Origin of the sequence: uncultured Gulosibacter sp., from assembly GCF_963509965.1 — a bacterium.
In the GTDB taxonomy this organism is placed as follows: domain Bacteria; phylum Actinomycetota; class Actinomycetes; order Actinomycetales; family Microbacteriaceae; genus Gulosibacter.
Genome location: NZ_CAUPDE010000001.1, coordinates 346841 through 371025, shown reverse-complemented (window position 1 = coordinate 371025; position 24185 = coordinate 346841). Strand labels below are relative to the sequence as shown.

Annotated in this window: 28 protein-coding genes and 1 tRNA gene; 22 read left to right on the top strand and 7 right to left on the bottom strand. The window is 61.5% G+C overall.

What is annotated here, in order from left to right; translation table 11 throughout:
• Positions 1-56 precede the first annotated feature (56 nt).
• Positions 57-1745 carry a thiamine pyrophosphate-dependent enzyme gene (locus RQ865_RS01720; protein WP_311477055.1) on the bottom strand — a complete coding sequence of 563 codons (1689 nt, stop codon included), beginning with the start codon at positions 1743-1745 and terminating at the stop codon, positions 57-59.
• Positions 1746-2278: 533 nt separating this feature from the next.
• On the opposite strand from RQ865_RS01720, the gene RQ865_RS01715 reads away from it, so the two are divergent.
• Positions 2279-2548 carry a metal-sensitive transcriptional regulator gene (locus RQ865_RS01715; protein ID WP_311476926.1) on the top strand — a complete coding sequence of 90 codons (270 nt, stop codon included), beginning with the start codon at positions 2279-2281 and terminating at the stop codon, positions 2546-2548.
• Positions 2549-2571: 23 nt separating this feature from the next.
• Here the strand turns inward: RQ865_RS01715 and RQ865_RS01710 are convergent, their stop codons facing one another.
• The 3 genes from RQ865_RS01710 to RQ865_RS01700 all read right to left on the bottom strand — a co-directional run bounded on the left by RQ865_RS01710 (position 2572) and on the right by RQ865_RS01700 (position 4206).
• Positions 2572-3096 (bottom strand): MarR family transcriptional regulator, encoded by a 525-nt coding sequence (locus tag RQ865_RS01710; protein WP_311476924.1) that lies wholly within the window; start codon positions 3094-3096, stop codon positions 2572-2574.
• 20 nt (positions 3097-3116) lie between these two features.
• On the bottom strand, positions 3117-3641 hold the full coding sequence (locus RQ865_RS01705) for an Lrp/AsnC family transcriptional regulator (RefSeq protein WP_311476923.1): 525 nt from the start codon (positions 3639-3641) through the stop codon (positions 3117-3119).
• Between the two features lie 238 nt (positions 3642-3879).
• Positions 3880-4206, bottom strand: coding sequence for a hypothetical protein (locus RQ865_RS01700; RefSeq protein WP_311476921.1), 327 nt, complete (start codon positions 4204-4206; stop codon positions 3880-3882).
• Positions 4207-4340: 134 nt separating this feature from the next.
• Here RQ865_RS01700 and RQ865_RS01695 point away from each other — a divergent pair, with 134 nt between their 5' ends.
• From RQ865_RS01695 to RQ865_RS01680, 4 genes are all read left to right on the top strand, one after another.
• Complete coding sequence (locus tag RQ865_RS01695) at positions 4341-5159, top strand: carbon-nitrogen hydrolase family protein (RefSeq protein WP_311476919.1); 819 nt, start codon at positions 4341-4343, stop codon at positions 5157-5159.
• 110 nt (positions 5160-5269) lie between these two features.
• Positions 5270-6688, top strand: a complete 1419-nt coding sequence (locus tag RQ865_RS01690; protein WP_311476918.1) for an ABC transporter ATP-binding protein — start codon at positions 5270-5272, stop codon at positions 6686-6688.
• A complete protein-coding gene (locus RQ865_RS01685) occupies positions 6688-8232 on the top strand; it encodes a hypothetical protein (RefSeq protein WP_311476916.1) in 1545 nt (514 codons plus the stop codon). The genes RQ865_RS01690 and RQ865_RS01685 overlap by 1 nt, the downstream gene beginning before the upstream one ends.
• 54 nt (positions 8233-8286) lie before the next feature.
• The gene (locus tag RQ865_RS01680) at positions 8287-8562 is read left to right on the top strand and encodes a DUF3039 domain-containing protein (protein ID WP_311476914.1); all 276 of its coding nucleotides are present in this window, start codon (positions 8287-8289) and stop codon (positions 8560-8562) included.
• A gap of 74 nt (positions 8563-8636) precedes the next feature.
• On the opposite strand, the gene RQ865_RS01675 is transcribed toward RQ865_RS01680, so the two are convergent.
• The gene (locus RQ865_RS01675; RefSeq protein ID WP_311476912.1) at positions 8637-10004 is read right to left on the bottom strand and encodes a nicotinate phosphoribosyltransferase; all 1368 of its coding nucleotides are present in this window, start codon (positions 10002-10004) and stop codon (positions 8637-8639) included.
• 68 nt (positions 10005-10072) lie between these two features.
• On the opposite strand from RQ865_RS01675, the gene murI reads away from it, so the two are divergent.
• From murI to rdgB, 3 genes are read left to right on the top strand one after another with little or no spacing between them, the layout of a single operon-like run.
• Complete coding sequence (murI, locus tag RQ865_RS01670) at positions 10073-10957, top strand: glutamate racemase (protein WP_311476910.1); 885 nt, start codon at positions 10073-10075, stop codon at positions 10955-10957.
• Positions 10957-11685 carry a ribonuclease PH gene (rph, locus tag RQ865_RS01665; protein ID WP_399521793.1) on the top strand — a complete coding sequence of 243 codons (729 nt, stop codon included), beginning with the start codon at positions 10957-10959 and terminating at the stop codon, positions 11683-11685. The genes murI and rph overlap by 1 nt, the downstream gene beginning before the upstream one ends.
• Complete coding sequence (rdgB, locus tag RQ865_RS01660; protein ID WP_311476906.1) at positions 11682-12320, top strand: RdgB/HAM1 family non-canonical purine NTP pyrophosphatase; 639 nt, start codon at positions 11682-11684, stop codon at positions 12318-12320. The genes rph and rdgB overlap by 4 nt, the downstream gene beginning before the upstream one ends.
• Here the strand turns inward: rdgB and RQ865_RS01655 are convergent.
• Positions 12302-12382, bottom strand: a tRNA-Leu gene (locus RQ865_RS01655). The two genes, rdgB and RQ865_RS01655, sit on opposite strands and share 19 nt — an antisense overlap.
• 72 nt (positions 12383-12454) lie before the next feature.
• The gene (locus RQ865_RS01650; protein ID WP_311476904.1) at positions 12455-13195 is read right to left on the bottom strand and encodes a VIT family protein; all 741 of its coding nucleotides are present in this window, start codon (positions 13193-13195) and stop codon (positions 12455-12457) included.
• Positions 13196-13304: 109 nt separating this feature from the next.
• On the opposite strand from RQ865_RS01650, the gene RQ865_RS01645 reads away from it, so the two are divergent.
• From RQ865_RS01645 to RQ865_RS01580, 14 genes are all read left to right on the top strand, one after another.
• The gene (locus RQ865_RS01645) at positions 13305-14615 is read left to right on the top strand and encodes an ATPase, T2SS/T4P/T4SS family (RefSeq protein ID WP_311476902.1); all 1311 of its coding nucleotides are present in this window, start codon (positions 13305-13307) and stop codon (positions 14613-14615) included.
• Positions 14612-15478: a type II secretion system F family protein gene (locus RQ865_RS01640; RefSeq protein WP_311476901.1), complete on the top strand. Its 867-nt coding sequence runs from the start codon at positions 14612-14614 to the stop codon at positions 15476-15478. The genes RQ865_RS01645 and RQ865_RS01640 overlap by 4 nt, the downstream gene beginning before the upstream one ends.
• Complete coding sequence (locus RQ865_RS01635; RefSeq protein ID WP_311476900.1) at positions 15466-16413, top strand: type II secretion system F family protein; 948 nt, start codon at positions 15466-15468, stop codon at positions 16411-16413. The genes RQ865_RS01640 and RQ865_RS01635 overlap by 13 nt, the downstream gene beginning before the upstream one ends.
• A 28-nt stretch (positions 16414-16441) precedes the next feature.
• Positions 16442-16687: a hypothetical protein gene (locus RQ865_RS01630; RefSeq protein WP_311477060.1), complete on the top strand. Its 246-nt coding sequence runs from the start codon at positions 16442-16444 to the stop codon at positions 16685-16687.
• 109 nt (positions 16688-16796) lie between these two features.
• On the top strand, positions 16797-17129 hold the full coding sequence (locus RQ865_RS01625; protein WP_311476898.1) for a TadE/TadG family type IV pilus assembly protein: 333 nt from the start codon (positions 16797-16799) through the stop codon (positions 17127-17129).
• Positions 17113-17613: a hypothetical protein gene (locus tag RQ865_RS01620; RefSeq protein ID WP_311476896.1), complete on the top strand. Its 501-nt coding sequence runs from the start codon at positions 17113-17115 to the stop codon at positions 17611-17613. Before RQ865_RS01625 ends, RQ865_RS01620 begins: the two co-directional genes overlap by 17 nt.
• Positions 17613-18059, top strand: a complete 447-nt coding sequence (locus RQ865_RS01615; protein ID WP_311476895.1) for a pilus assembly protein TadG-related protein — start codon at positions 17613-17615, stop codon at positions 18057-18059. Before RQ865_RS01620 ends, RQ865_RS01615 begins: the two co-directional genes overlap by 1 nt.
• A 73-nt stretch (positions 18060-18132) precedes the next feature.
• A complete protein-coding gene (gene prfB, locus RQ865_RS01610) occupies positions 18133-19254 on the top strand; it encodes a peptide chain release factor 2 (protein ID WP_311476893.1) in 1122 nt (373 codons plus the stop codon).
• A 177-nt stretch (positions 19255-19431) separates the two neighbouring features.
• Entirely contained in the window at positions 19432-21135 is a 1704-nt protein-coding gene (locus RQ865_RS01605) for a sodium-dependent transporter (RefSeq protein WP_311476891.1), read from the top strand.
• A 13-nt stretch (positions 21136-21148) separates the two neighbouring features.
• Positions 21149-21259: a methionine/alanine import family NSS transporter small subunit gene (locus RQ865_RS01600; RefSeq protein ID WP_311476889.1), complete on the top strand. Its 111-nt coding sequence runs from the start codon at positions 21149-21151 to the stop codon at positions 21257-21259.
• A 127-nt stretch (positions 21260-21386) separates the two neighbouring features.
• Positions 21387-22301: a cell division ATP-binding protein FtsE gene (ftsE, locus tag RQ865_RS01595; RefSeq protein WP_311476887.1), complete on the top strand. Its 915-nt coding sequence runs from the start codon at positions 21387-21389 to the stop codon at positions 22299-22301.
• Complete coding sequence (gene ftsX / locus RQ865_RS01590; RefSeq protein WP_311477053.1) at positions 22298-23215, top strand: permease-like cell division protein FtsX; 918 nt, start codon at positions 22298-22300, stop codon at positions 23213-23215. The genes ftsE and ftsX overlap by 4 nt, the downstream gene beginning before the upstream one ends.
• Positions 23216-23225: 10 nt before the next feature.
• Positions 23226-23711: an SsrA-binding protein SmpB gene (gene smpB, locus RQ865_RS01585; RefSeq protein ID WP_311476884.1), complete on the top strand. Its 486-nt coding sequence runs from the start codon at positions 23226-23228 to the stop codon at positions 23709-23711.
• A gap of 9 nt (positions 23712-23720) precedes the next feature.
• On the top strand, positions 23721-24116 hold the full coding sequence (locus RQ865_RS01580) for a DCC1-like thiol-disulfide oxidoreductase family protein (RefSeq protein WP_311476882.1): 396 nt from the start codon (positions 23721-23723) through the stop codon (positions 24114-24116).
• Positions 24117-24185 lie beyond the last annotated feature (69 nt).

Here is a 24185-nt window from a genome sequence, read left to right as displayed (position 1 = left end):
CAGAACTAGGTAGCCGGAAGGTGAAAAAGATGAACTCTAGCTTTCGCAAAAGTGAATTAAAAGGCCTTCTTTCGCTGTTCGGTGATCAGGTGGATGAGCGCGAACTGCTTGCCGCGTTGCACCACCCTGAGCGCTTCGGTAACGGCATCGGGTACTTCGGCATCGGCCTCAACACGGAAGCCGACACCACCGAAGCCCTCAGCGAGCTTGGCGAAGTCGGGATTGCGCAGCTGGGTGCCCGAGACACGGCCAGGGTAGTTGTGTTCCTGGTGCGTGCGGATGGTGCCGTATTCCTGGTTGTCCATCACGATCACTAGCGGTGTGGCGCCATACTGGGTGGCGGTGGCGAGTTCCTGTCCGTTCATCAAGAATTCACCGTCGCCGGCGATCGAAACCACCATTCGGCCGGGGTACTGCAGTGATGCCGCTACGGCTGCCGGGATTGAGTAGCCCATCGAGCCGTTGCGTGCCGAGATCATAGAGGCGTAGCCGCGAGTAGGGAAGTAGCGGTGGGCCCAGTTGGTGTGTTCGCCCGCGCCGAATGTGACCATGGCATCGTACGGCAGTTGCGGCACGAGATTTGCCATGAGCGTATCCATCCGTGCCGGGCCTTCGCCCGGTTGCGCGCTTGGGAGTTTGCTGAAGTTCTCTTGGTAGGCGCGCAGTTCTCGGGTCCAGGCACGCCACGAGTCTTTAACCTCGAGGTCCATACGCACCAGATCGCGCACGAACACATCCGGTTTGGCGACGATCTGGTGCGAGAGCGGGCCCGAGCGGCCGCGCAAATCAGGGTCGATAGTGACGATGAAGTTGCGCTGATCCCAGTTCTGTCGGCCGGTGAAACCCGAGGTGATCACATCGCCCGGCACGGTGCCCACAAAAACGATGAGGTCGGTGTCGGTGAGCAGCCGGTTCGAGAAGTTTGGACGACCATAACCAAGGGGGCCGACGTAGCTGGGGGAGTCGAACGGCACAGTGCCCTCGCAACGCCACTCGGCCGCGGCGGGGAGTTCATGCTCTTCGAGCCACCTGGTGAACTCGCGGGCGCCCGCATGAGTCCAGTCGTTACCACCGAACACAAACAGCGGCCGTTCGGATTCGAGCAGCGCCCGGCGCAGCGATTTCCAGTCTTCGACTGTCATGCCACCTGACGCCACTGGGATATAGGGGTGGATTGTGCCCTCGATCTCTTCGCGGATGATGTCTTCAGGTAGCCCCACAACTACCGGGCCGGGGCGGCCGGCCGAGGCGGCGAACATGGCTTCAGCAACGACCTCGCTCGCGCGGGCGGGGTGGTCGAGCACCATCACACGCTTAGCTCCTGACGAGAACCACTGCTTGGGATCGAACTCTTGGAAGGCTTCTTTTTCGCGGTGTTCGAAGGGGATCAAACCCACGAAGAGCACCATTGCGGTGGAGTCTTGCCAGGCGGTGTGGAGACCGACATGGGCGTTAGCGGCACCGGGGCCGCGGGTGACCATGGCAACGCCGGGTAGCGGTTGCAGTTTACCGTCGGCTTCAGCCATGTAGGCGGCGCCGCCCTCGTGGCGGCAAACGATCGTTTCGATTGATGAGTCGTGCAAGCCGTCGAGCACGTCGAGGTAGCTTTCACCCGGAACGATGTGCACCCGGCGCACTCCGTGCGCCTCGAGCGACTTCACAATCACGTGTCCGGCAGACATTCGCGTGGTTGTTTGGTGCTTTGCTGCGGTGACCGCTTCAACTGTGGGGATTGCTCCCGTCATTGGTTGCATGGTCTCGTAGCTGCTCATCGTTTGGGTACCTCGCTGTACGTGAAAGGTGGAATCGGGATTCTTTCATTTTTGCACGTTCTTATGCGGCAGTAGTGGCGAAGCGAAACTGATTGATATTCATTTAGTGATCGCGGTGGTAGGGCATGCCTAAAGGGCAAGCTGGTTTGGGTTGCCAGGCCGAGTGGATGAGGTGAATGCGGTGCACTCTAATACCCCAGGGGGTATTATTGCGGTGCGATCGTGACTGCCACAGAAAGGAATGATGATGTGTCGACCGGTGACCTGTAAGGTGTGCGGCAAAACAACCTGGGCTGGTTGCGGCCAGCACGTTGAAATGGTGTGCGCATCAGTGCCTGCTGGCAACTGGTGCTCGGGTAAACACAGCGACACTGAGCGCGCGGCCGCCCGCCAGGGGCGCAGAGGATTCTTGGCGCGTATCATCGGACGTTAAAACGTCCGTGCATAGTTGAATAGCGGCGTTAAGCCGCCCTTGTACTCGGAGGCCGCAACAAGAGGAAGGCGAAATGAGTGATTCGCAGGCACAGGAAGCTGCGCGACGCAAAGTGGTGAATCGACTGCGCCGGGCACAGGGCCAATTGGCGGCTGTCACCGTGGCAGTTGAACGCGGCGAGAGCTGCCGAGATGTGGTCATTCAGCTTGCCGCCGTGTCGAAAGCAATTGACCGGGCCGGCTATGTGATCATCGCCAATTCGATGCGTGAGTGCGTGGTCGGTGACGGTGAAGCAGAACTCACACCCGAAGAACTCGAAAAACTATTTCTGTCACTCGCCTAGCTGCAAGCGGCCGGTTACGGCAGCTACTGGTCGTGGTGTGGTGGGTGCCCGGGCAGATGGTCGGGGTCGCGGCTCATGGTTTGGTTGGGGTCAAGCACATCCAGCCAGGCGTCGCAGATTCGCACCAGCGTGGCCACGTCCTCCGAAGAAATCGGGTCGAAGATGGTTTCGCGCACCTTATTTACGTGGCCGGGTGCGGCCAGTATGAGCGCCTCCCGCCCCTTTGCCGTGAGCTGCACATCGGTTGCTCGTGCATCCCGGCAATTAGGGATGCGAGTGACATAGCCCTCGCTTTCGAGGCCGGTGATAACGCGCGAAAGCCGGGGGAGTGATGAGTTAGTGTGCCCGGCCAGTTCTTTCATCTGTAGCTGCTGGTTGGGTGCATCCGACAGCATGGCGAGCGCGTAGTACTCGACATGGGTGAATTGGGCATCATGGCGCAGCTGTGAGTCAAGTGCTGCAGGCAATAGCTGCAAAACGGCCTGCAAGCGCATCCAAACTCCGCGTTCTTCGCGGTTAAGCCAGCGCGGTTCGGGAACAGCAACCATGCTCCCAACTCTGCCACAGCTCACCGGTCGCTGATACGCGCCGAGTTGCCGGCCGCTGCAAGGCGCGGTGTTGTATCGGCAGAGTCGGCGGTGGCTGCTTCAAAAAGCGGCAGGATGCGATCGTGGGCGATGCGTTGCATCTGCACCGAGGTGGAGGTGCGGGTTACCGCTTCGATACCTGCGATGCGATCGATAACCCGCTGCAGGTCGGCATTCGAACGCGCAACCACGCGCACCACCACATCCCAATCGCCGGCCACCGTCACCGCATCAATCACCTCAGGCACCTGCAACAATTCACGGTGCAAATGATCAACACCCACGCGCTGATCAATTTGCAGCGTGGTGAGCGCCGTCACCGGAAAACCGAGCGCAGTGGTGTCGAGTCGCGGCAGAATGTCGACCAATAGGCCCGACTTGCGCATGCGAGTGAGCCGCGACTGCACGGTGGGACGTGCCACTCCGAGTTCGCGGGCAATCTGCACCACGCTCGTGCCCGGTTTGCGGTCGAGCAATTCAACGATCTGATAATCGAGTCGGTCCATGCGTCCTTGCACCTGCCTGTCGAAATTAGTGAACAAATCTACTCATAAACTCCAAACCTCTTCAACAGAGTGAAAAGCCTCAGGCGCGAAAATCATTTTCCAAGGGGTGCTCGTCGACGCTCACCCTCGGTAACCGCGCTGCACCGCATTCAAAACGCCGGTGACCACCCACTCAATCGAGTGTGGCGGCCACCGGCAGATTCGTTGTCAGGCGCGTTAGCGGCGGGCGCGCATCCGGCTAGTCTTCGTCGTCTTCCTCGTCGAAGTCTTCGTAGTCGTCATCGTCGTCATAGTCTTCGTAGTCGTCATCCTCATCCCAGTCGATGGTGTCGATCCAGGTGTCGATGCGTTCCTGTGCGTCATCTTCGTCGGTCGCGGCCTCGATATCGACGTCACCGTTGCCCCAGATGCGAGCTTCGAGGGTCACCGCGCCATCATCATTGGCGGCGTCATGAACAGCAGCTTCAAAATCGGTCGCGATCTGCTCGGCTTCATCTTCAGAGTCGGCGTCAACGATCAGTGCCGATACGACCTCGTATCGCATCATCACCGCGTACTTAGGCATCTCGGTGCTCCTTGGTTTGTAGTGTGCTTGCTGCTCACTGATTACTTCGAAACTACCGCGTTCGTGGGGTCGATGCCACTGAATCGGTCGTAACTTTGTGGAGTGTTGCAGCGGGCTGGCCGTAGCATGTCGACATGCTTGCACCAATCCCAGTGGCAGTCGCTCAATTCAACCCGTCGCTCGAACGTGAAACGAACCTCGAAGCGATGAGTTCGTATGCAGCGCTGGCGGCGCAGCGCGGTGCCCGCGTGGTGGTGTTCCCCGAGTATTCGCAGGGGTTCGCCGCCGAGCTTGGCGACTGGATGACGGAGGTTGCCGAGCCCGTTGACGGCGCGTTCGTGACCGGGCTGATCGAGATCGCGAACGACCTCGGTCTTGTGATCGTGGCGGGCATGCTCGAACGCACGACGGCAGATGAGAAACCGTTTAACACCCTGATCGCAGTGGGTGAGGGTCGAGTGCTCGCCAAGAGCCGCAAGCTTCACCTCTACGATGCCTTCGGCACCATCGAGAGCAACTGGCTGCAGGCGGGTAACCCGAATGACGCGCCGGCAACATTCGAGGTTAACGGGATGCGTTTCGGTTTGCAGACCTGCTACGACCTGCGGTTCCCGGAGGTGAGTCGCCGGCTGGTGGATGCGGGCGCACAGGTGCTCGTAATCCCGGCTGAGTGGGTGCGCGGCCCGCTGAAAGAACACCACTGGCAGACGCTGCTGCGGGCGCGCGCCATTGAAAACACGGTTGCGGTGGCAGCAGCCGATCATGCGCCACCGGTTGCCGTCGGTCACTCGTGCATTATCGATGCGAGGGGCGTGGTGATGGCCAAGATCGGTGTCGAGCAGGGTGTCGCGGTGGCGTGGATTGAGCCCGACGAAATTGCCGAGGTGCGTAAAACAAACCCGGCCCTGAAACTGCGCAAATATACGGTCACCGCGCTGGATGGTGCACAGTGACTTGGTGCGCACATCCGCACAGCTAACGCAATCACGCGAGCACATCATACCCGCGTGTGCAGTTTGCCTGCTGCATCCACTGGATTGCCGTCTCTTGCTAGCCTGTACCGGTGACCACTGAGAACGAACACGCAGTCGACGATGAAGCGCGCGGTGAGGCAGAACACGCCACAAAGTCAGGCAACTCCACTCCGTTCAATTTGGTGGCGGCAATAACCGTCGATGAGGGGTCGGAAGTGGCCTCCGACCAGGAACTGGCACCGGAACCTGGCCAGCTCGAAGTGGTTGAGGAATACGCCGAGTGGACCGTCGTGACCTGGATAGATCCGGCTGAAACAGATCGCTCGGATGCAGATGCATCGGGCGCAGATGGTTCGGGTGCGGACGGAGCCGAAACGAACAACTCAGACGCTGATGGCCCGGATATTAACGTTCTCGAAGCTGAGGAATTCGACGCTGACGATGCCGGAGCCGACGGCGCAGAAGCTGAAAGCTCGGAGTCAGAATCTGAACCCGAAATTGAGCTCGAACCAGACGATGCCGAAGCCACTGAGCAGCCCGCCAGCGCCAACATCTATGTAGCCGTTGACGCCCCGGCGGCCGACGCTGAGGTGCCCGCTGACGTTAACGCACGCGCTGATGCTGAGCCCAGCACTCAGACACCCGCTACCCAGATGCGCGATCTGCGATTGGGCCAGCAAACCGCCGAGGGGCTCGCCACGATGACCCCGGTGGCGATGCAAACCGCAGCTGCCGACCGCGACTATGGCGACACCGTTTTGCAAATCACTGAGGTGAGCAAGTCGTTTGGTTCGAAACGCGCCCTGAACGGGGTGAGCTACGGAATCCGTCAAGGATCGTTCTCGGGCCTCGTTGGGCCCAATGGTGCTGGAAAAACGACGCTGCTCAACATCATCTCGGGACTGTTGCCACCGTCGAAAGGCTCGGTGACGATTGCCGGAACCGACGTGTGGAAGTCACGCCGCGAAGCAGCCCAGCGCATAGGCGTATTGCCCGACCGGCTACGCATGTTTGAACATCTCACCGGGGCGCAATACCTCACCTATGTGGGGTCGATTCGCGGGCTCAACCGCGATCAAACGCTCGAGCGCACCGACGCCCTCATCGACCAGTTTGAGCTGCGTTCAAGCGCCAACCGACTGGTGACCGACTATTCGGCGGGGATGCGCAAGAAGCTCGCACTGGCAGCCACTCTCATCCATTCGCCGCAGCTGCTCGTGCTCGACGAACCGTTTGAAACTATCGACCCGGTTTCTGCCAGCGTGCTCATTGATGTGCTGATCGACTACGCCGACCGCGGCGGCACTGTGCTGTTGTCGAGCCATTCGATGGATCTCGTGCAGCGCACCTGTGACCACGTCGTGGTAATCGTTGACGGTGAAGTGCTCGCTGAGGGCACCGTTGAGGAAGTGCGTGACGGCATCACGCTTGAAGAACGTTTCCGTAACCTGGTGCGCGGCCCAGAGCAAACCACCGGGCTCGACTGGCTAGAAATCTCGTTCGGCTAATGGGTGCGTTAATTCAACTGACATGGACGTCGCTGCGACAATCGCTGCGACCGGGTGCGCCCGCGCGCGGTCGACAACTGGTGGTGCAGCTGCTGGTATTCGTGGCGGTGTGCGCGTTCGTGATCATGAGCTGGCGACTTCATGGCGCCGCTGAAACTGACCGTTTCTGGCTCGCAAACCTGAGCCTTCTTGCCGGCACACTCGCATTTCTGTTTGGCATGTTCTCGCACGCCGAAGATCCGCTCGATGAACGAGCGCTGGTGCAGGCCGGGCAACCACCAGTCGCCGCCGCGGTGAGCGCACTAATTGCCTCGCTGTGTTCGCCACGGGGCGTGCTGTGGTTGCTCGGGGGGCTGCTGACCGCTGTGAGCGGGTTCAGCATCGTCACGCTGTTTGCCGGGCTGTTGGTGGGCGTGTCTTTGGTGCTCATCGACCGTGCCGGTGTGGTGAGCGCCCGGGGGCTTGTGGAATACGGTGCGGCCCGTGAAGCGCGAGCCGTCGGGGGTTACGTCGTTACCGGAGCCGTGGCGATCGCGGGCTACACACTGCTCTTGCTGCCCTGGCAAACAGGCATTGCGCAATTCGACGCGGCCTATGCTCGAGTCGCCCTGTGGTTGCCGGTTTCGAGTGCGATGCTCGCGAGCACGGTTGACGAGCCCGCCATCACCGCCCGCGCGCTCGGGGTTGCTGTTGTTTTGCTGCTCGTTCTGGCTGCGGTGCTCGCCGCCATCGGTGTTCGCACCGGGCGTCGGATGATGCATGCCCGCACCGATGGCGGCGCCAGCAGGCTCGGCCTCATGGGCGCGGCTGCGGGAAGTTCGTCACGCGCAATTGCCTGGCGAATCGGGATGGCGTGGCTGCGCGATCACCGCTACATCACGGTGATGGTGACTGTCATCATCCTGCCGGTGCTGATCGTGATTCCGCTGCTGATTGGTGGTGCCGATCGCGGCTGGCTGGCATTACTGCCACTGCCGCTGTCGGCGTTTTTGCTGGGCTGGGCCGTCCACAACGACCTGGCATTCGATTCGTCGGCTTCGTGGATTCACTTCACTTCGGGGATGCGGGGGAGTGCTGATCGCTTTGGCCGGGTGCTACCGACCCTGATTGTCGGTACAGTGGCGGTGCTCGGCGGTGTCGGTTTTCTGGGGCTGTTCGTGAACGGGTGGCCGCAGGCGGTTGCCACGGGAGCGGTCTCACTGGCACTACTGCTGGTGTCACTGGGCGGCTCATCAATCATGTCGGTGGTGGCTCCCTACGCGGTGGCTCGACCGGATGACCCGCCGCTGAGCCAACCGGTGCGTTCGTGGGGAGCGGCCGTATTCGCGCATCCGGTTGCAGGTATCACCGAAGCCGCCCTATGCCTGCCGGTGATGCTCTTGGCGGTGGTCGCGATTAACGAATCATCATGGGTTCACGCGGTCATAGCAAGCGCGTTGGCGCTTGCTATCGGTGTCGGATGCCTGTGGGCAGGTATCGTCATCGGCGGCAAACTCTACGAGCGGCGGACAGTACAGTTGCTGCACTTTGCGCAACAAAGCTAGTGCGCGACGGGGAACTCACCGCCACGCAGCGGTTGCCGCGCCTACAATGGCAGCATGACAAACGCCCCTCTTGAAACCGATTCACCTGCCGGTGGCACTGCCGTGCTCGATCGCGAGCTGGAGGAGCTGCTTGAAGGCCAACAGTATGACGACGGCGATCACGATAAGTTCGCGCACTACGTTCGTAAAGAAAAGATCGTTGAATCAGCGGTGACGGGTAAACCCGTACGTGCACTGTGTGGCAAGAAATGGAAGCCAAACGCGAACCCCGACCGCTTCCCGATTTGCCCCGACTGCAAGCGCATCTACGAGATGATGCGCGACGAGTAGGCGCGACGGAGTAAGGTAGCGGCGGCGCGGCAAAAATGTAGTCACGCCGCCGCTACTGATCGGCGCCGGTATGTCTAGTCGCGCTCCATCGTGCCATCGGGATGCACAAAATAGGTGTTGATTGCTGGGTCGCCCTTACCCAAACGCCTAGCTGTACGTGGCAGCTCTTGAAGCGCTGCAGCACAGTGCTTCCGGGCGGCCTGCACGCCGGGCGCGCCGGTGTACTCGGTGGCAATCTCGCCATCGGTGACCAGATCAACAAACAGCGGCCGGTCATCCGCATCGCCAACCGGGAGCCCACCAACAGAAATCAGTTCACCGGTGGCAATGCCGCGCTCGTCGCGGCGCCGAACCGCATACTTCATCCCGCCAATTGATTGCTTACCCGGCGAGGCCTTAGCAACCGGTACCCACTCGCCAGCATCATCGCGGCGGGCCACCAGCTTGTACACCATTCCTGACGCAACTGAACCCGAACCTGTGACCACACTCGTACCCACACCAAACGAGTCGACCGGTGAGGCCGCCAGCGCGGCGATAGCAAACTCATCCAGGTCGTTTGTGACCGTGATCTTCGTGTCTACTGCGCCCAGATCATCCAGCTGTTCACGCACCTCGCGCACCAGCACCGGCAGATCACCCGAATCGAGACGAACACCGCCAAGTGTCGGGCCGGCCACCTCGATAGCGGTGCGCACCGCATCAGTCACGTTGTAAGTGTCGATCAGCAGCGTCGTGTCGGTGCCAAGTGCGGCGACCTGCGAGGTGAATGCATCGCGTTCGCTATCGTGCAGTAGCGTCCACGAGTGGGCCGCGGTACCCATCGTGGGCACACCGTAGCTGCGTCCGGCTTCGAGGTTTGAGGTGGCAGAGAATCCCGCAATATAGGCGGCACGGGCGGCAGCAACCGCCGAGCGTTCACCGGTGCGACGTGAACCCATTTCGGCTAGCGGGCGGCCGTCAGCGGCGCCCACCATGCGGGCGGCAGCCGAAGCCACTGCTGAGTCGTAGTTGTACACGCTCAGCAGCAGCGTCTCGAGTACGACGCCCTCGGCAAAAGTCGAACGAACCTCAAGCAGGGGCGACTGCGGGAAATACACCTCGCCCTCGCGGTAGCCGCGAATCGAGCCCGAGAAACGGTAGTTCGCGAGCCAGTTGAGGGTGCTGTCAGACACCACTTGTTGTTGACGCAAAAACTCAAGTTCGGCATCGTCAAAACGGAAGTGCGCGAGCTGCTCAAGTGCCCGTCCCACTCCGGCGACAATGCCGTATCGGCGGTCGTTGGGGAGTTTGCGGGCAAACAGTTCGAACACACACTCGCGATTAGCGGTGCCATCCTGCAACGCTGCATCGACCATGGTGAGTTCGTAATGATCGGTCAGCAACGCGGTGGATGCTGGAACCGGGCTTGATAGGGACGCGTTTGTATTAGCTTGCGGCATATCAGCACCCTAGCGCTGCCACTGGTCGCGCATCTGATACCCGGGCATGCGTCGTAAGATAGTCGGCTGTGAGTAGCGCACCCATTGGAATCTTCGACTCGGGAGTCGGCGGCCTGACGGTGGCTCGAGAGATACGCGCACAGCTGCCACACGAGTCGATCACCTATGTGGGTGACACACTGCACACTCCCTACGGCTCAAAAGCAATTGCGGATGTGCGGCGCTGGTCGCTCGAGATTCTCGATGAGCTCGCCAGCGAGGGTGCCAAAATGCTCGTGATCGCCTGCAATACCGCCTCGGCAGCAGTGCTGCGAGACGCACGCGAACGCTATGACGTGCCCGTGATTGAGGTTATCGCGCCGGCTGTGCGTGCAGCTGTGCGTGCCACCCGCTCCGGTCGCGTTGGCGTGATTGGCACCGAAGCAACCATCGCATCCGGCGCCTACCAGGATGCTTTCGCAGCCGCGGTTGATCTGCGGCTGAGCGCACGGGCCTGCCCCGCATTCGTTGATTTTGTTGAGCGTGGCGACACCACCTCAAAAGAACTAGTGGCCGTGGCAAGCGAATATCTTGCGCCGCTTCAAGAAGCCGAAGTCGACACGGTCGTGCTTGGCTGCACGCACTATCCCTACCTCAAAGGTGTGCTGGGTTATGTGCTTGGGCCGCAGGTGCAGCTGGTGTCGAGTGATGTTGAAACTGCCAAGGATGTTTACCGAACGCTGCTCGAACACCAACTGTTAAACGACACGAGTACGGTGCCGAAATATAACTACCGCGCCACCGGGGCAAACACCGCCGCCTTCCGGACACTGGCAAACCGTTTTCTAGGTGCCAGTGTCGAACACGTGGGATTGCTTCGTACCGGCGCGATCACACTGCCGCAGCGGGACAAGAAAGCGCTCAGTTCGGCCGCCGCGGTCACCGAAACTGATGGAGAGGAAACTTCGGAATGATGAACAAGCGTGCCGATGGGCGTGCTGCGAACGAACTGCGTCCGGTCACGATCGAGCGAGGATGGAGCGAACAGGCTGAGGGCTCGGCGCTGATTTCGTTTGGTCGCACCCGTGTGCTGTGCACCGCATCGTTCACCGCGGGCGTACCCAAGTGGCTCACCGGGCAGGGGAGCGGCTGGGTGACCGCTGAATATGCCATGCTGCCGCGCGCCACCAACGAACGCAGCCAGCGTGAGTCGGTGAAGGGCAAGATCGGCGGCCGCACACACGAGATTTCACGGTTAATCGGTCGCTCGCTACGCGCCGCGATCGACACCGAGGCGCTGGGCGAGAACACCATTGTGCTTGACTGTGACGTGCTGCAGGCTGACGGTGGCACCCGCACCGCCGCAATCACCGGTGCTTTTGTGGCATTGGCCGACTCGATCGAGTGGGCTCGCCGCCGGCGGCTTATCGGCCGTAAAGCCGAAGTGCTCACCAATACGATCGCCGCGATCTCGGTGGGTATCGTCGACGGCGTACCGATGCTCGATTTGCCCTATGAAGAGGATGTGCGCGCCGAAACCGACATGAACGTGGTGATGACCGGTGACGGAAAATTTGTTGAGGTGCAGGGCACCGCTGAGGGCACACCATTCGACCGCAACGAACTGGACACGCTGCTTGACCTTGCGCTGCTAGGCAACAGAGAGCTCGTGCGTGTGCAGCAGGAAGTGCTCGCAAGATGACCGACCGCAAGCAGATCGTGTTGGCCTCGCGCAACGCCCACAAGCTTGCAGAACTTCAGTGCATCCTGGGGCCGGTGCTCGACGAGTTGGGGCTAGAACTGATCGGTGATACCGGGGCGAGCCCGGTTGAAAACGGGCTGACATTCGAGGCCAACGCACTCATAAAAGCGCGAGACGCGGCCGAGCGCACCGGTCTGCCCGCGATCGCGGATGATTCTGGTCTGTGTGTCGATGTTTTGGGTGGCGCGCCGGGCATTCTCTCGGCGCGCTGGTCGGGCCCCGGTCGTGATGATGCCGATAACGTCGACCTGCTGCTTTGGCAGCTGGCAGATATTCCCGATGAAGCGCGCGCTGCCAGGTTCGTTTGTGCCGCCGCCCTGGTGATACCGGGTGCGGAAGAACTTGCGGTGCGCGGGGAGTGGCCGGGATCGGTGCTGCGTGAACGGCGTGGCACTGGCGGCTTCGGGTATGACCCGATCTTCTTGCCGGAGGGCGAGACTCATGCCGCAGCCGAGCTCTCGGCGGCGGAGAAGAACTCGATCAGTCACCGTCACCGGGCATTTGCGGAGCTGGCGGTAGAGCTGCGCCGCGTGTGTGCCGGTGCTGAAACAGAGTGTGCGGGCGGGGGGACTTGAACCCCCACGCGCAAGGCACAGGAACCTAAATCCTGCGTGTCTACCAATTCCACCACGCCCGCGAATCCCATCAAGGGACAGTTCAGTTTAGCGGTTCGCAGCCGGAGTTTCGATCAGTGCGCCGCGCCCGGCCGCTAAGCAATTGAGGTGCCAAGCAGCGAACCGATCGCGTAGGTGATGAGTAGGGCCAGTGCTCCACCACCGATGACGCGCAGCACAGCCGGGCGGATGGGGGCACTACCGAGCTTTGCCGACAACCAACCGGTGACGCCGAGCGCGATGAGCACCACCGCGAAAGTTACTGGGATCTTCGCAACACCCGGCACAAGCAGCACCGCCAACAGCGGCAGGATTGCACCGAGCGTGAAGGCGAGCGCAGACGCCCCGGCAGCGGCCCAGGGGTTGGTGAGTTCATCCTCACCTCCCATATGCAGTTCGGTTTCAAGGTGAGCCGCGAGTGCGTCGTGCTCGTGCAGTTCACGGGCTACCTGGGCCGCGGTTTCCCGTTGCAGACCTTTGGCTTCGTACAGCTGGGTGAGTTCTTCGAGCTCTTGTTCGGGCATGTGTTCGAGCTCCCACTTTTCTTTCGCGATCAGTGCTTTCTCGGTGTCGCGTTGGGTTGATACCGAGACGTATTCACCGACGGCCATCGACATGGCGCCAGCCAGCAGCGACGAGACACCGGCGATCAGCAGGGGAGTGAACTCGGGTGTTGCGGCAGCCACACCCACCACCAGTGCGGCGGTTGAGACAACGCCGTCGTTAGCGCCGAGCACACCGGCTCGCAGCCAATTGAGGCGTTGGGAGTGGTCGCCGGCGTGGAAGTCATCGACCGGATGCTGTGGCTCAGCGGGATGGGCCTGATTAGTGATCATGTGTCAATTCCAGCACCGATTTGAGCCGGCTGGTAGCTAGGTTTGGCTTCCCTTCTATACCTGTGGATAACTTCTGCAGCGGCTTCGAAATTGGTTCAAGATAGCGACCGTGAACACAGCCGTTGCAGAAATTACGCAGCTTGTCCGTGAGCGCGTGCGTCGGGAAGGAATCGAACTTGGTTCCGAGGCGATCGCTCGCGATCTTGTGGCCGAGCAGGTGCGCGGCTATGTGGAACGCACTCTGGTCGATGATGGTCCGGTGATTTCCGACGAGCAGGCGGTGATCGCGGCTGTGCTGGCACAGGTTGCTGGATACGGCGCGTTGCAGCCGTATCTTGACGACCCTGAAATTGAAGAGATTTGGGTGAATGCGCCAACGCGGGTGTTTGTTGCCCGAAACGGTGTTGCCGAGTTGACCTCTACGGTGATTCCGGTCGATGAGTTGCGTGACCTCATCGACCGGATGCTGCAATCGACTGGCCGACGGGTGGATGTTTCGAGTCCGTTTGTGGATGCTTCCCTGCCGGACGGCTCGCGATTGCACGTGGTGATACCCGAGATCGCGCGACGGTACCCATCCATCAATATCCGTAAGTTCGGCCGGCGAATGCGTGATCTGAACGCGCTGGTCGATGCAGGCTCGCTCACCGCTGAAGCAGCCGCGATGCTGCGGTCAGCGGTGGTTGCCGGTGCAAATGTGCTGGTATCGGGTGCCACACACACCGGGAAAACAACGATGGTGACGGCGCTGCTGGCGACGATTGGGGCGCGCGAACGAATCGTCACGGTGGAAGAGACCTTCGAACTGGATGTGGTGGCTCGCGACGTGGTTGCGCTGCAGTGTCGCCAGCCGTCACTTGAGGGGACGGGCGAGATCACGCTGCGGCGACTGGTGAAAGAGGCGCTGCGGATGCGTCCTGATCGCTTGGTGGTTGGCGAGGTGCGTGAAGCGGAGGCCCTTGAACTCATCATCGCGTTGAACTCGGGTGTGCCCGGAATGTGCACGATTCACGCAAATTCGGCCCGGGATGCGCTGGTGAAGCTGTCGACGCTACCGCTTTTGGCGGGGCGAAACATTGACGCATCCTTTGTGGTGCCAACTATCGCCAGCACGATCGATCTGGTGGTGCATCTAGAGATGACAGCACACGGCAAACGCCGCGTGGCTGAGATTATTGCGCCCACCGGCGCAGTGCATGCGGGTGTAGTTGAGGCGGTGGCGTTGTTTGATCGAAGCAGTGGTGAACTAGCGGCCACCGGTGCTCCTGCCCCGCGGCCGAGGCGAGTGGCACCGGTTGATTCTGATGATCCGACCCGGGCACCGGTCTCGCGCGCGGCTGCCACGCAGCCAGCTCGGTGGAATGGTGATGGTGGCGTTTTTGCGCCAACAAACTACGGCTACGGTGGAGGTTTGGCATGAACGGAGTGCTGCTGCCAACACTTTTGATGGGTGCGGGGATGGCACTCATCCTGGTGGCGTTGCGCTATCCCGTCACCCGTGAGGCCGCGAATTCGCGCTCGCTGGCGCGGCGCTTCGAAGATGTGCTTGTGCGGGCCGGGATCGAGCGGGTGCCGCCGGTGGCGTTCATAGTGGCGATCGTGCTCATCGGGATTGTCTGCGGTGCGACCGCGCTTGCCACCACCGGTATTGCGGTGCTGGCGCTGCTAGCGGCGGTGGTTGGCGGATGGACGCCGATTGCGATCATTCAGTGGCGGGCGCGGCAGCGTCGACGTGCCCACCGTGGTGTGTGGCCGGATGCAATCGATCACCTGATTGCGGCGGTGCGGTCAGGACTGGGGCTGGGCGAGTCGATCGCGCAGTTGGCCAAGGTGGGGCCGGAGCTGCTACGGGACGACTTCGCCCACTTTTCGCGCTCGTACCGGGCCACCGGGTCGTTCGACCACGCTGTGAACGAGATTAAAGACCGGCTCGCAGACCCCACCGCCGATCGAATCTTTGAAACACTGCGTATGGCCCGGCGAGTGGGTGGTACAGAACTGGTGACGGTGCTGCGGTCGCTGGGAACGTTCTTGCGTGAAGAACAGGCGGTGCGTCACGAAGCCGAAGCCCGCCAGGGGTGGGTGATGAACGCCGCCCGGCTGGCAGTGGTCGCTCCGTGGCTGGTGTTGATCATGCTGGCGAGCCGCCCCGAAGCAGCGGCGGCCTACAACACACCAGCCGGTGCCATCGTCATCCTCAGTGGTTTAACCATCACGGTGGTGACGTACCGACTGATGACACGTATTGGTCGCTTCCGAGAGGAGGGCCGATGGTTCGCCTAACAGAACAGCTCGGCCTGGCCCTACTACTGGGTGCCATGCTCGGTATTGGGTTGTGGACGCTCATGTCGATGCTGCCGGCTATGACCCGGCCCCGGCTTGCCGAACGGATCGCGCCACAGCTTGTAGATATTTCCGAAACCGCTCGCCACGATGTGGCCCGCAAACGCCTCGAGACACTCCCGGCGATCTGGTGGCTGTTTAGCCCCGTGCTGCGAGCAGCGAAACGGGCCATCGCCGCGATCACTGGCAACGACCACAGGCTCAAGCAGCGGCTGCGCCGTGCAGGTGGCAGCGTGAACGTCGAACGATATCGCACCGAACAGGCCGCGGCTGCAGTGCTCGGTTTTGCGTTGGGTGGGCTGCTAGCGGCCGCACTGCTGCAGCAGAGCAGCCGCAACCTGCCGGCTGCAATCATGCTGCCGCCGATGCTCGCGGTTGCGGGAGCCGCCTGCCGCGATCTGCTGCTGCGCATGAGCGTCACACGACGACTGCGGCGCATTGCCGACGAATACCCGACCGTGCTCGAGTTCTTGTCGCTGTCACTGTCGGCCGGTGAGGGCATATTCGCAGCAATGCAGCGAGTAAGCCGCACGGGGCGGGGCGAGCTCGCCGCCGAGATCTCACGTGTGGTGGTGCGAGTGCAATCGGGCGAAAGCACCACCTCGGCACTCACCACAGTGGCACGCGAACTCGGTTACCGGCCGTGGGAACGCAGCTGTGACCACATCGTCACCGCGCTTGAACGTGGCGCGCCGCTGGTTGAGGTGTTGCGCGCTCAAGCCCAAGACGCCCGAGAGCTCGCCAAACGCGACCTGCTCGAACAAGCCGGGCGAAAAGAAATCACCATGATGGTGCCCCTCGTGCTACTTGTGCTGCCCGTGACCGTGCTCTTCGCGATCTATCCCTCCTACTTCGTTCTCACCACCACGTTCTAGCGCTTTGCGCAACTCGAAAGGACACGCAATGAACCACCGCATTTCAGCGACACCCAAGCCACTGCCCGACAACAGCCTCAACAATCTCCGCTGGCACGCACGTCTGCGCCAACGCATCCAGCACTGCCTAATTGTCGAGCGAGGTGACGTGCCCGGATGGGTGCTGGTTGCACTCATGTCGGCCGGGCTCGTAATCGTGTTGTGGACCCTGGCTGGGCCGCTTCTCACCCAGGTGTTTGAAGATGCCCTGGCGCGCGTTACCGGCAACTTCTAGCGCTCGCGGCACTCGCTACACGCGAGGCATCCGACAGCAAAACACGCAACAGCTGCCATCGCAGTCGACTCTGCTTACACGTCGACTGCACGCAGACCGAGGCTCAGCGGTGGTCGAATGGACCCTGGTTGCGGCCCTGCTCACACTGCTATTGCTCGCAGTGCTGCAGGTATCGTTCGCATTGCACGTGCGCACCACCCTCATTGATGCTGCCGCCGAGGGGGCCCGCGCGGCGGGGCTTTCGGGAGCCAGCAACGCCGATGGCCACATCCGCACCCGGGAACTCATTAGTGCTGCTCTCAACGACCAGTATTCCGACGATATCGAAGTCACGCGCACCGACCGCATCATCACCGTCACCGTACGAAGTCCGATGCCGCTACTCGGGCTCGTTGGCATCCCCGAAGGTATCGAGGTGAGCGCCCATGCGCCGGTGGAATAGCTTCGTAGCTCGGATGCGTGATGAGCGCGGTTCGGCAACCCTCGAATTTCTCGGGCTGGGAGTGCTGCTCCTCGTGCCGATCAGCTACGGTACACTCACCCTAGTCGGGCTCGAACAGACAACGCTCGCGGCTGAACTCGCCGCACGCAACGCGGCCCGTGTGCTCGGCGACGACGCTGCCGCTAGCGAATCACTGGCGCGGGAGCATCTGCACCACGCCTTCATCGACCAGGGAATCGACCCCGCCGATGCCACCATCGAAACCCATTGCCACCCCGATCCCAACTGTCTTGCCGACCCGGCGCCCGCAGGCCAATCGATCACGGTGACGGTACGCATCCGAGCGACACTACCGGGGCTACCAGCCGGCACGGGAAGTCTCGGCATTCCCGTGGAAGCACGCGCCACCTATCCGCGAGCAAACGTTGGGCCACAACCGGTGCCCGAACCAACACCGCCAACCCTCGCACCGGGAGGTCCCTAATGCGTCCCGTTACGCAACCAGCCACCGCCGAACGCGGCTCGATCAGCCCACTCATCGCGGTGTATGTGCTCATTGCACTGGTTGCCACCCTCATCGTGGCAAGCGCAGCCAACCTCTACCTCGCCAACAAACGGCTCTATTCGGTGGCGGACGCGGCTGCGCTCGCGGCGAGCGGCACCGCCGAAGTCGCACCGCAGCTTGCTGCAGACTCGACACCACAGCTCACCCTGTCGCCGGCCCGGGCGAGACAGGCCGCCCAGGCGCAACTAGCTCACTTTGGGGATGCATACCAGCTGATCGATTTACACGTGGACGGCGACCGGGTAACGGTGACGCTCAGCATCGAGTGGACGAACCCCTTCACCGGGCAGCTTGTGACGCCGAAACAGCAATTGCAGGTAACGGTAACTTCGCGGGCCGTGCTCGAACGGGCAGACGGCAGCTAGCGTGCCCGCGAAACCCATCACCCACGGTGGCTGCTGCGGCTCTCAGAACCGAAACCGGTAGGCTTGAGCGATCATGATCAACCTGGATTATTCTGCCGAGATCGGCGAGCTGCGCACCACATTCGGGCAGATTCGCGATGTGCTCGACCCTGCCGAACTCGAACGCCAGATCGCGCAGCTCGAGCAGCAGGCGGCTGCTCCTGATCTGTGGGATGACCCCGAAAACGCGCAGCTGGTCACAAGCAAACTCTCGCACGCCCAGGCCGATCTCAAACGGCTGGCACAAACCGAGCAGCGGCTAGACGATCTCGAAGTGCTGGTCGAACTGGCCAACGAAGCCAATGACGCCGATACCGCGGCCGAAGCCGAACGTGAACTCAAAGCAATCACCAAACTCATCGGCGATCTCGAAGTGCAGACGCTACTTGACGGCGAGTTCGATGACCGGCCAGCCGTGATGACGATCCGTGCCGGGGCCGGCGGTGTGGATGCGGCCGACTTTGCCGAGATGCTGCTGCGCATGTACACCCGCTGGGCCGAACAGCACGACTACCGCGTCAACGTGCTCGACACGAGCTACGCCGAACAGGCCGGGCTGAAATCAGCGACCATCGAAGTTGACCACCCGTATGCTTTCGGCACGCTGTCGATTGAGGCGGGCACGCATCGGCTTGTGCGTATGAGCCCGTTCAACTCAGCCGGAAGCCGCGAGACGAGCTTCGCGGCGGTCGAGGTGGTGCCGCTAATTGAGCAGACCGAGCACATCGAAATTCCCGACAACGATATCCGCGTGGATGTGTACCGTTCATCGGGCCCCGGCGGTCAGTCGGTGAACACCACCGACTCGGCAGTGCGCATCACGCACCTGCCCACCGGCATCGTGGTGAGCTGTCAGAACGAAAAATCACAGATTCAGAACCGCGCCGCGGCGATGCGGGTGCTGCAATCACGACTACTGCTGCAGCGGCGCGAAGAAGAAGAAGCCAAAAAGAAAGAGCTCGCGGGCACTATCACCGCGTCTTGGGGTGATCAGATGCGCAACTATGTGCTTGCGCCCTACAAGATGGTGAAAGACCTGCGCTCAGGATTCGAAACCTCTAACCCCGATCGAGTGTTCGATGGTGATATTGACGACTTCATCAATGCCGGCATCCGCTGGCGCAAAACCAGCCAGCAAGAGTCTGCCGCCGAATAGCTTCGCCAAACCCACTCCGCAGTCACTGTCACACAGCCCAAGAAACACTCAGCGAACGCTCAGGAAGTGCTAGGCTGTGCCCTACCACGAACCAGGGCCCGCCGTTTGTAGCAGCGGTTCCGCAGTCGCGAACCTCCTCGCGACCTCGTGGTTTGGCTAGAAGACACAGGAGTCATCATGACTGCACAGCAGCAGACGCCTCGACCACGCACTGGTTCCGGCGGGCGTACCGAGTTCTTCGCATCGCGAAATTTCTTCATCCTCGCGGCCATCGGCTCGGCGGTAGGTCTGGGAAACATTTGGCGATTCCCGTACACGGCCTATGACAACGGCGGCGGCGCGTTCATCATTCCCTATCTGGTGGCGCTACTGGTCACCGGTATTCCACTGCTGCTGTTCGACTACGCCATCGGCCACCGCTACCGCGGCTCGGCGCCGCTGTCGTTCGCGCGCATCCAGCGGTGGCTTGAAACCATCGGCTGGTGGCAGGTGCTGGTGTGCGTCATCATCGCCATCTACTACGCGGTGATTGTCGCCTGGGCCGCCATGTACATGATTTTTTCGGCAACCAAGGCATGGGAACAAAACCCCGACGGTGCCGGCGGCTTCTTCGAGGACACCTTCCTGCAGCTCGCCGACGCACCGGGAATCGGGCTCGACTTCGTACCCAGCGTGCTCGTTCCGCACCTGCTGGTGTGGGCGGCGGTGTTGGTCATCATCATCCTGGGTGTCAAACGCGGTATTGCCGGCGCCAACCTGATCTTCATGCCGCTGCTGCTGCTGATGTTCCTCGCGCTGGTGGTACAGGCACTGCTGCTGCCGGGCGCCACCGACGGCCTCAACACACTGTTCACCCCCGACTGGAGTGCGCTTGGTCGCCCGCAGGTGTGGGCCGCAGCCGTGGGCCAGATCTTCTTCTCGCTTTCGGTGGGCTTCGGCATCATGATCACCTACGCCTCCTACCTCAAGCACCGCAGCGACCTCAGCGGCTCGGGTATGGTCGTCGCCTTCTCGAACTCGGGCTTTGAACTGCTCGCCGGTATCGGTGTGTTCTCGGCGCTCGGATTCATGGCGCACGCGCAGAACATTGCGGTGGATGAGGTGGCACAGGCCGGTATCGGGCTCGCCTTCGTCGCGTTCCCGACAATCATCTCCGAAGCCCCAGCGGGGCAGCTGATCGGTGTGCTGTTCTTCGGCTCACTCGTGTTTGCCGGGCTTACCTCGCTCATCTCGATTGTCGAGGTAGTCGTGGCCGCCGTGCGTGACAAGCTCAACCTGTCACGACCGGTATCAACCATCATCGTGGTGTTACCGCTGGCGACGATATCGGTGCTGCTTTTCCCCACCACCACCGGCCTGTTTGCCCTCGACATCATGGATGAGTTCGTCAACAAGTACGGCATCCTTGCCGCCGCCCTCGTTTCAGTGATCGGTGTCGTCTGGATTGCCCGCAAGTCGAGCACACTGAGCGCTCACCTCACCAGGGTGTCGTCGGTGCGCGTTGGCGGCTGGTGGATCGTAGCGGTAGCCGCGATCGTGCCGCTCATCCTCACCTATGTGCTCGTTGATGACTTCATCGTCAAGATGGGTGAAGTCTATGGCGGCTACCCGCCTGAGCTGGTCGGCCTGCTCGGATGGGGTATGGCTGGCGCGCTGGTTGTGATTGCCATCGTGCTTGCGATGCTGCCCTGGAACCGAAACGTTACCGTCAAGGTGAGTGAGGATGAACTGACCTGCGACTTCGACGACGCGTTTGCTGGCAAGTTCGATGCCGATGACCTCGACGGCGACGGCTTCGACGACACCAAAGTGCCACCGGGGCATATTCCGGGTCGCCACGCAGCAGGCCGCCCCATTTCCACCGACACCGAAGCGAACTAGGAGGTACTGAATCATGACTGCAGAAGCCATCATCATGATGTTGGTCGCCATGCTCACCGTGTGGGGTGGTCTGGTGGCTGCGATCGTGAACCTGCGCCTGCGCAGCTCCGACCGCGAGCACTAAGCAGCTCTCGTATCCGGCAGCGGCTCCGCAACTTTGGCGGGCCGTTGCCGGCTTTTTTGATGCATCCCGTAATCTTGCGCGAGTCGCGCGTCTTGTACGACCTGTCGGGCGTAACTTGGGGAAGACCATGATCAGATTCGACCAGGTATCCAAGGTTTACCGGGGCTCGAGCGCTCCGGCACTCGATGATGTTACATTCGAGATTCTCCGCGGCGAGTTTGTGTTTCTCGTCGGCCCATCAGGCTCGGGTAAATCGACCGTGCTACGGCACATCCTGCTCGAAGATCTCCCCACCGAGGGAGCCGTGCACGTGCTCGGTCAGGATCTGCGCAAGATTTCATCGCGCAAGGTTCCGTACTATCGCCGCAACGTTGGCATGGTTTTCCAAGACTTTCGGCTGCTCGCCAATAAGACGGTGTACGAAAACGTGGCCTACGCCCAGAAGGTGATCGGAAAGCGGCGCGGCCACATTCGCCAGGCGGTCAACGAGGTGCTCGAAACCGTCGGGCTCGACGGCAAAGAAAACCGCTTCCCGCACGAGCTTTCGGGTGGTGAACAGCAGCGAGTGGCAATTGCGCGCGCCGTGGTAAACAAGCCCGCCATTCTGCTGGCTGACGAGCCCACCGGTAACCTCGACCCCGCCACCTCGCGCGAGATCATGCGCGTGCTGCGCCGTATCAACCGCAACGGCACCGCCGTCATCATGGCCACGCACGATGTGTCGATTGTGGATGAGGCCAAACAACGTGTGCTCGAGTTGCTGGAAGGACGCCTGGTGCGTGACGAGTCGGGCGGTGTGTACACCCCCGAGATCGTGCTTTACGAAGAACCCGAGTCGCCCGAGGTTGCCGAACCCGCACCGGCCCGCCCAACCATCGCTGAAGTCATGGCTAAACGGGTTGCCGGTGAAGACGGAGCTGCTGCCCGCACGAAGGCGCGGGGCAGCAATGCGGCAGACATCGACTCGCCCACAACGCGACTGCCAGAACACGAAGAAGAGACTGACGATTGGGCAGCCGCCGACGAAAAGGAGGCGCGCTGATGTTCGGCTTTGTCATGAACGAGATGTGGCAGGGGCTGCGTCGCAACACTTCGATGGTGATCTCGGTGGTGCTGGTGACGTTCGTGTCGCTCACCTTCGTGGGTGCGGCAGGGCTCATCCAGTTGCAGATCCAATCGATGAAAACCTACTGGTACGACCGAGCTCAGGTAGCGGTCGATTTTTGCACCGAGGTGTCAGCATCACCCGACTGTGCGGCAGGCAAAGCCACCAGCGAACAGATAGACGCGGTTAAGGCCGAGCTAAGCGGGGGAGCCCTGGCACCCTATGTGCACCAGTTCTACTTTGAGTCGCAGCAGGAAGCCTACGACCGCTTTGTTGAACAGTTTGCTGATGACCCGATGGTTTCATTTGTGCGTCCCGAACAGCTCAACGAGGCCTATTGGGTGAACCTGGTCAACCCCGAAGACTCGGATGTGATCATCCAAACCATTAGTGGGATGCCCGGCGTTGAGTCGGTGACCGACCAGCGTCAATTTCTTGACTCGATTTTTTCGGTGTTGAATGCAGCCTCGTTTACCGCGCTCTCGGTGGCGATCGTGATGCTGGTTGCCGCGGTGCTGTTGGTATCGACGACGATTCGACTGTCGGCGTTTTCTCGCCGTCGTGAGCTGCGGATCATGCGCCTGGTGGGTGCATCCAACGGGTTTATCCAAACACCGTTCATTCTCGAGGGTGTGTTCTCGGGGCTGGTTGGTTCGCTGCTGGCCTCGGGCGCGATTCTTGCCGGAACGCACTTCTTCGTGCAGGGCTACCTTTCGCCGCGGATGCCAGCTTTGCAGTTGGTGAGCGTCTGGCCGGATGCGGTGATCGTGTGCGGCGTGCTGGTCGTGCTGGGCGTCGGGTTGGCCGCGCTGGCATCGAGCATCTCGATTCGACGCTATCTGCGCGTGTAAAGTTGGTTGAATGGCGAAGGCAAAGAAGGACGGTCGCCTGGTAGTGGCCACAAACCGGAAGGCCCGCCACGACTACACGATTGAAGACACCTACGAGGCAGGCATGGTGCTGCACGGCACCGAAGTGAAAGCCTTGCGGCAGGGGCGTGCGTCGCTCGTCGACGGATTCGCGATGGTCGACCGCGGTGAGGTGTGGCTCGAAAACGTGCACATTCCCGAGTATTTTCAGGGTTCGTGGAACAACCATGCCACCCGCAGGCGGCGGAAGCTGCTGCTGAACGGGCACGAGATCGCGAAAATTGCGGCGAAGACCCGCGAGGGCGGCTACACGATTGTGCCGCTGCAGCTCTACTTCAATGAGGCCGGTCGCGCGAAAGTTGAGATCGGTGTTGCCAAGGGTAAGCGCGAATACGACAAGCGACAGGCGCTGCGCGAAAAACGAGATAAGCGTGAGGCGCAGCGGGCGATGTCGGCGCGCGGATACGTGGGTGAGTAGGCGGCGCTGATGCCCGGGCCGGTGCTCATTTACGATGGCCGGTGCCCGTTTTGTGTGGCGATGGTGCGCCGGTTGCGGCGGATTGATCGACGCGGCCGGGTGCGCTGTGTTTCGAGCGAGACACCGGGTGTGCTGGATGCGTGCGGTCTGACGGCTGCGCAGGCGCAGGCTCGCGTGTGGCTGCGGCATCCTTCGGGCGTGCTCGTCGGTGGTGCTGGCGCGGTGCTGTGTGCGCTGGATGCGGTGTGCGGCTGGCGGTGGGGGTCGCGACTGTATTCGTGGGCGCCGGCGCGTGGGCTGGCTGATCGCGGCTATGCGTGGGTGGCGGCGAACCGGATGCGGCTGCGGGCCGGTGGTTTATTTGGTAGCTCCGATTGTGGTGATAACTGCCGGGTTGTTGAGTAGCCGGTAGGCGTTTGGCTGCCGGCTGTTGACTAGCTGGAACACGTTTGGCTGCCGGCTTAGGAAAACACC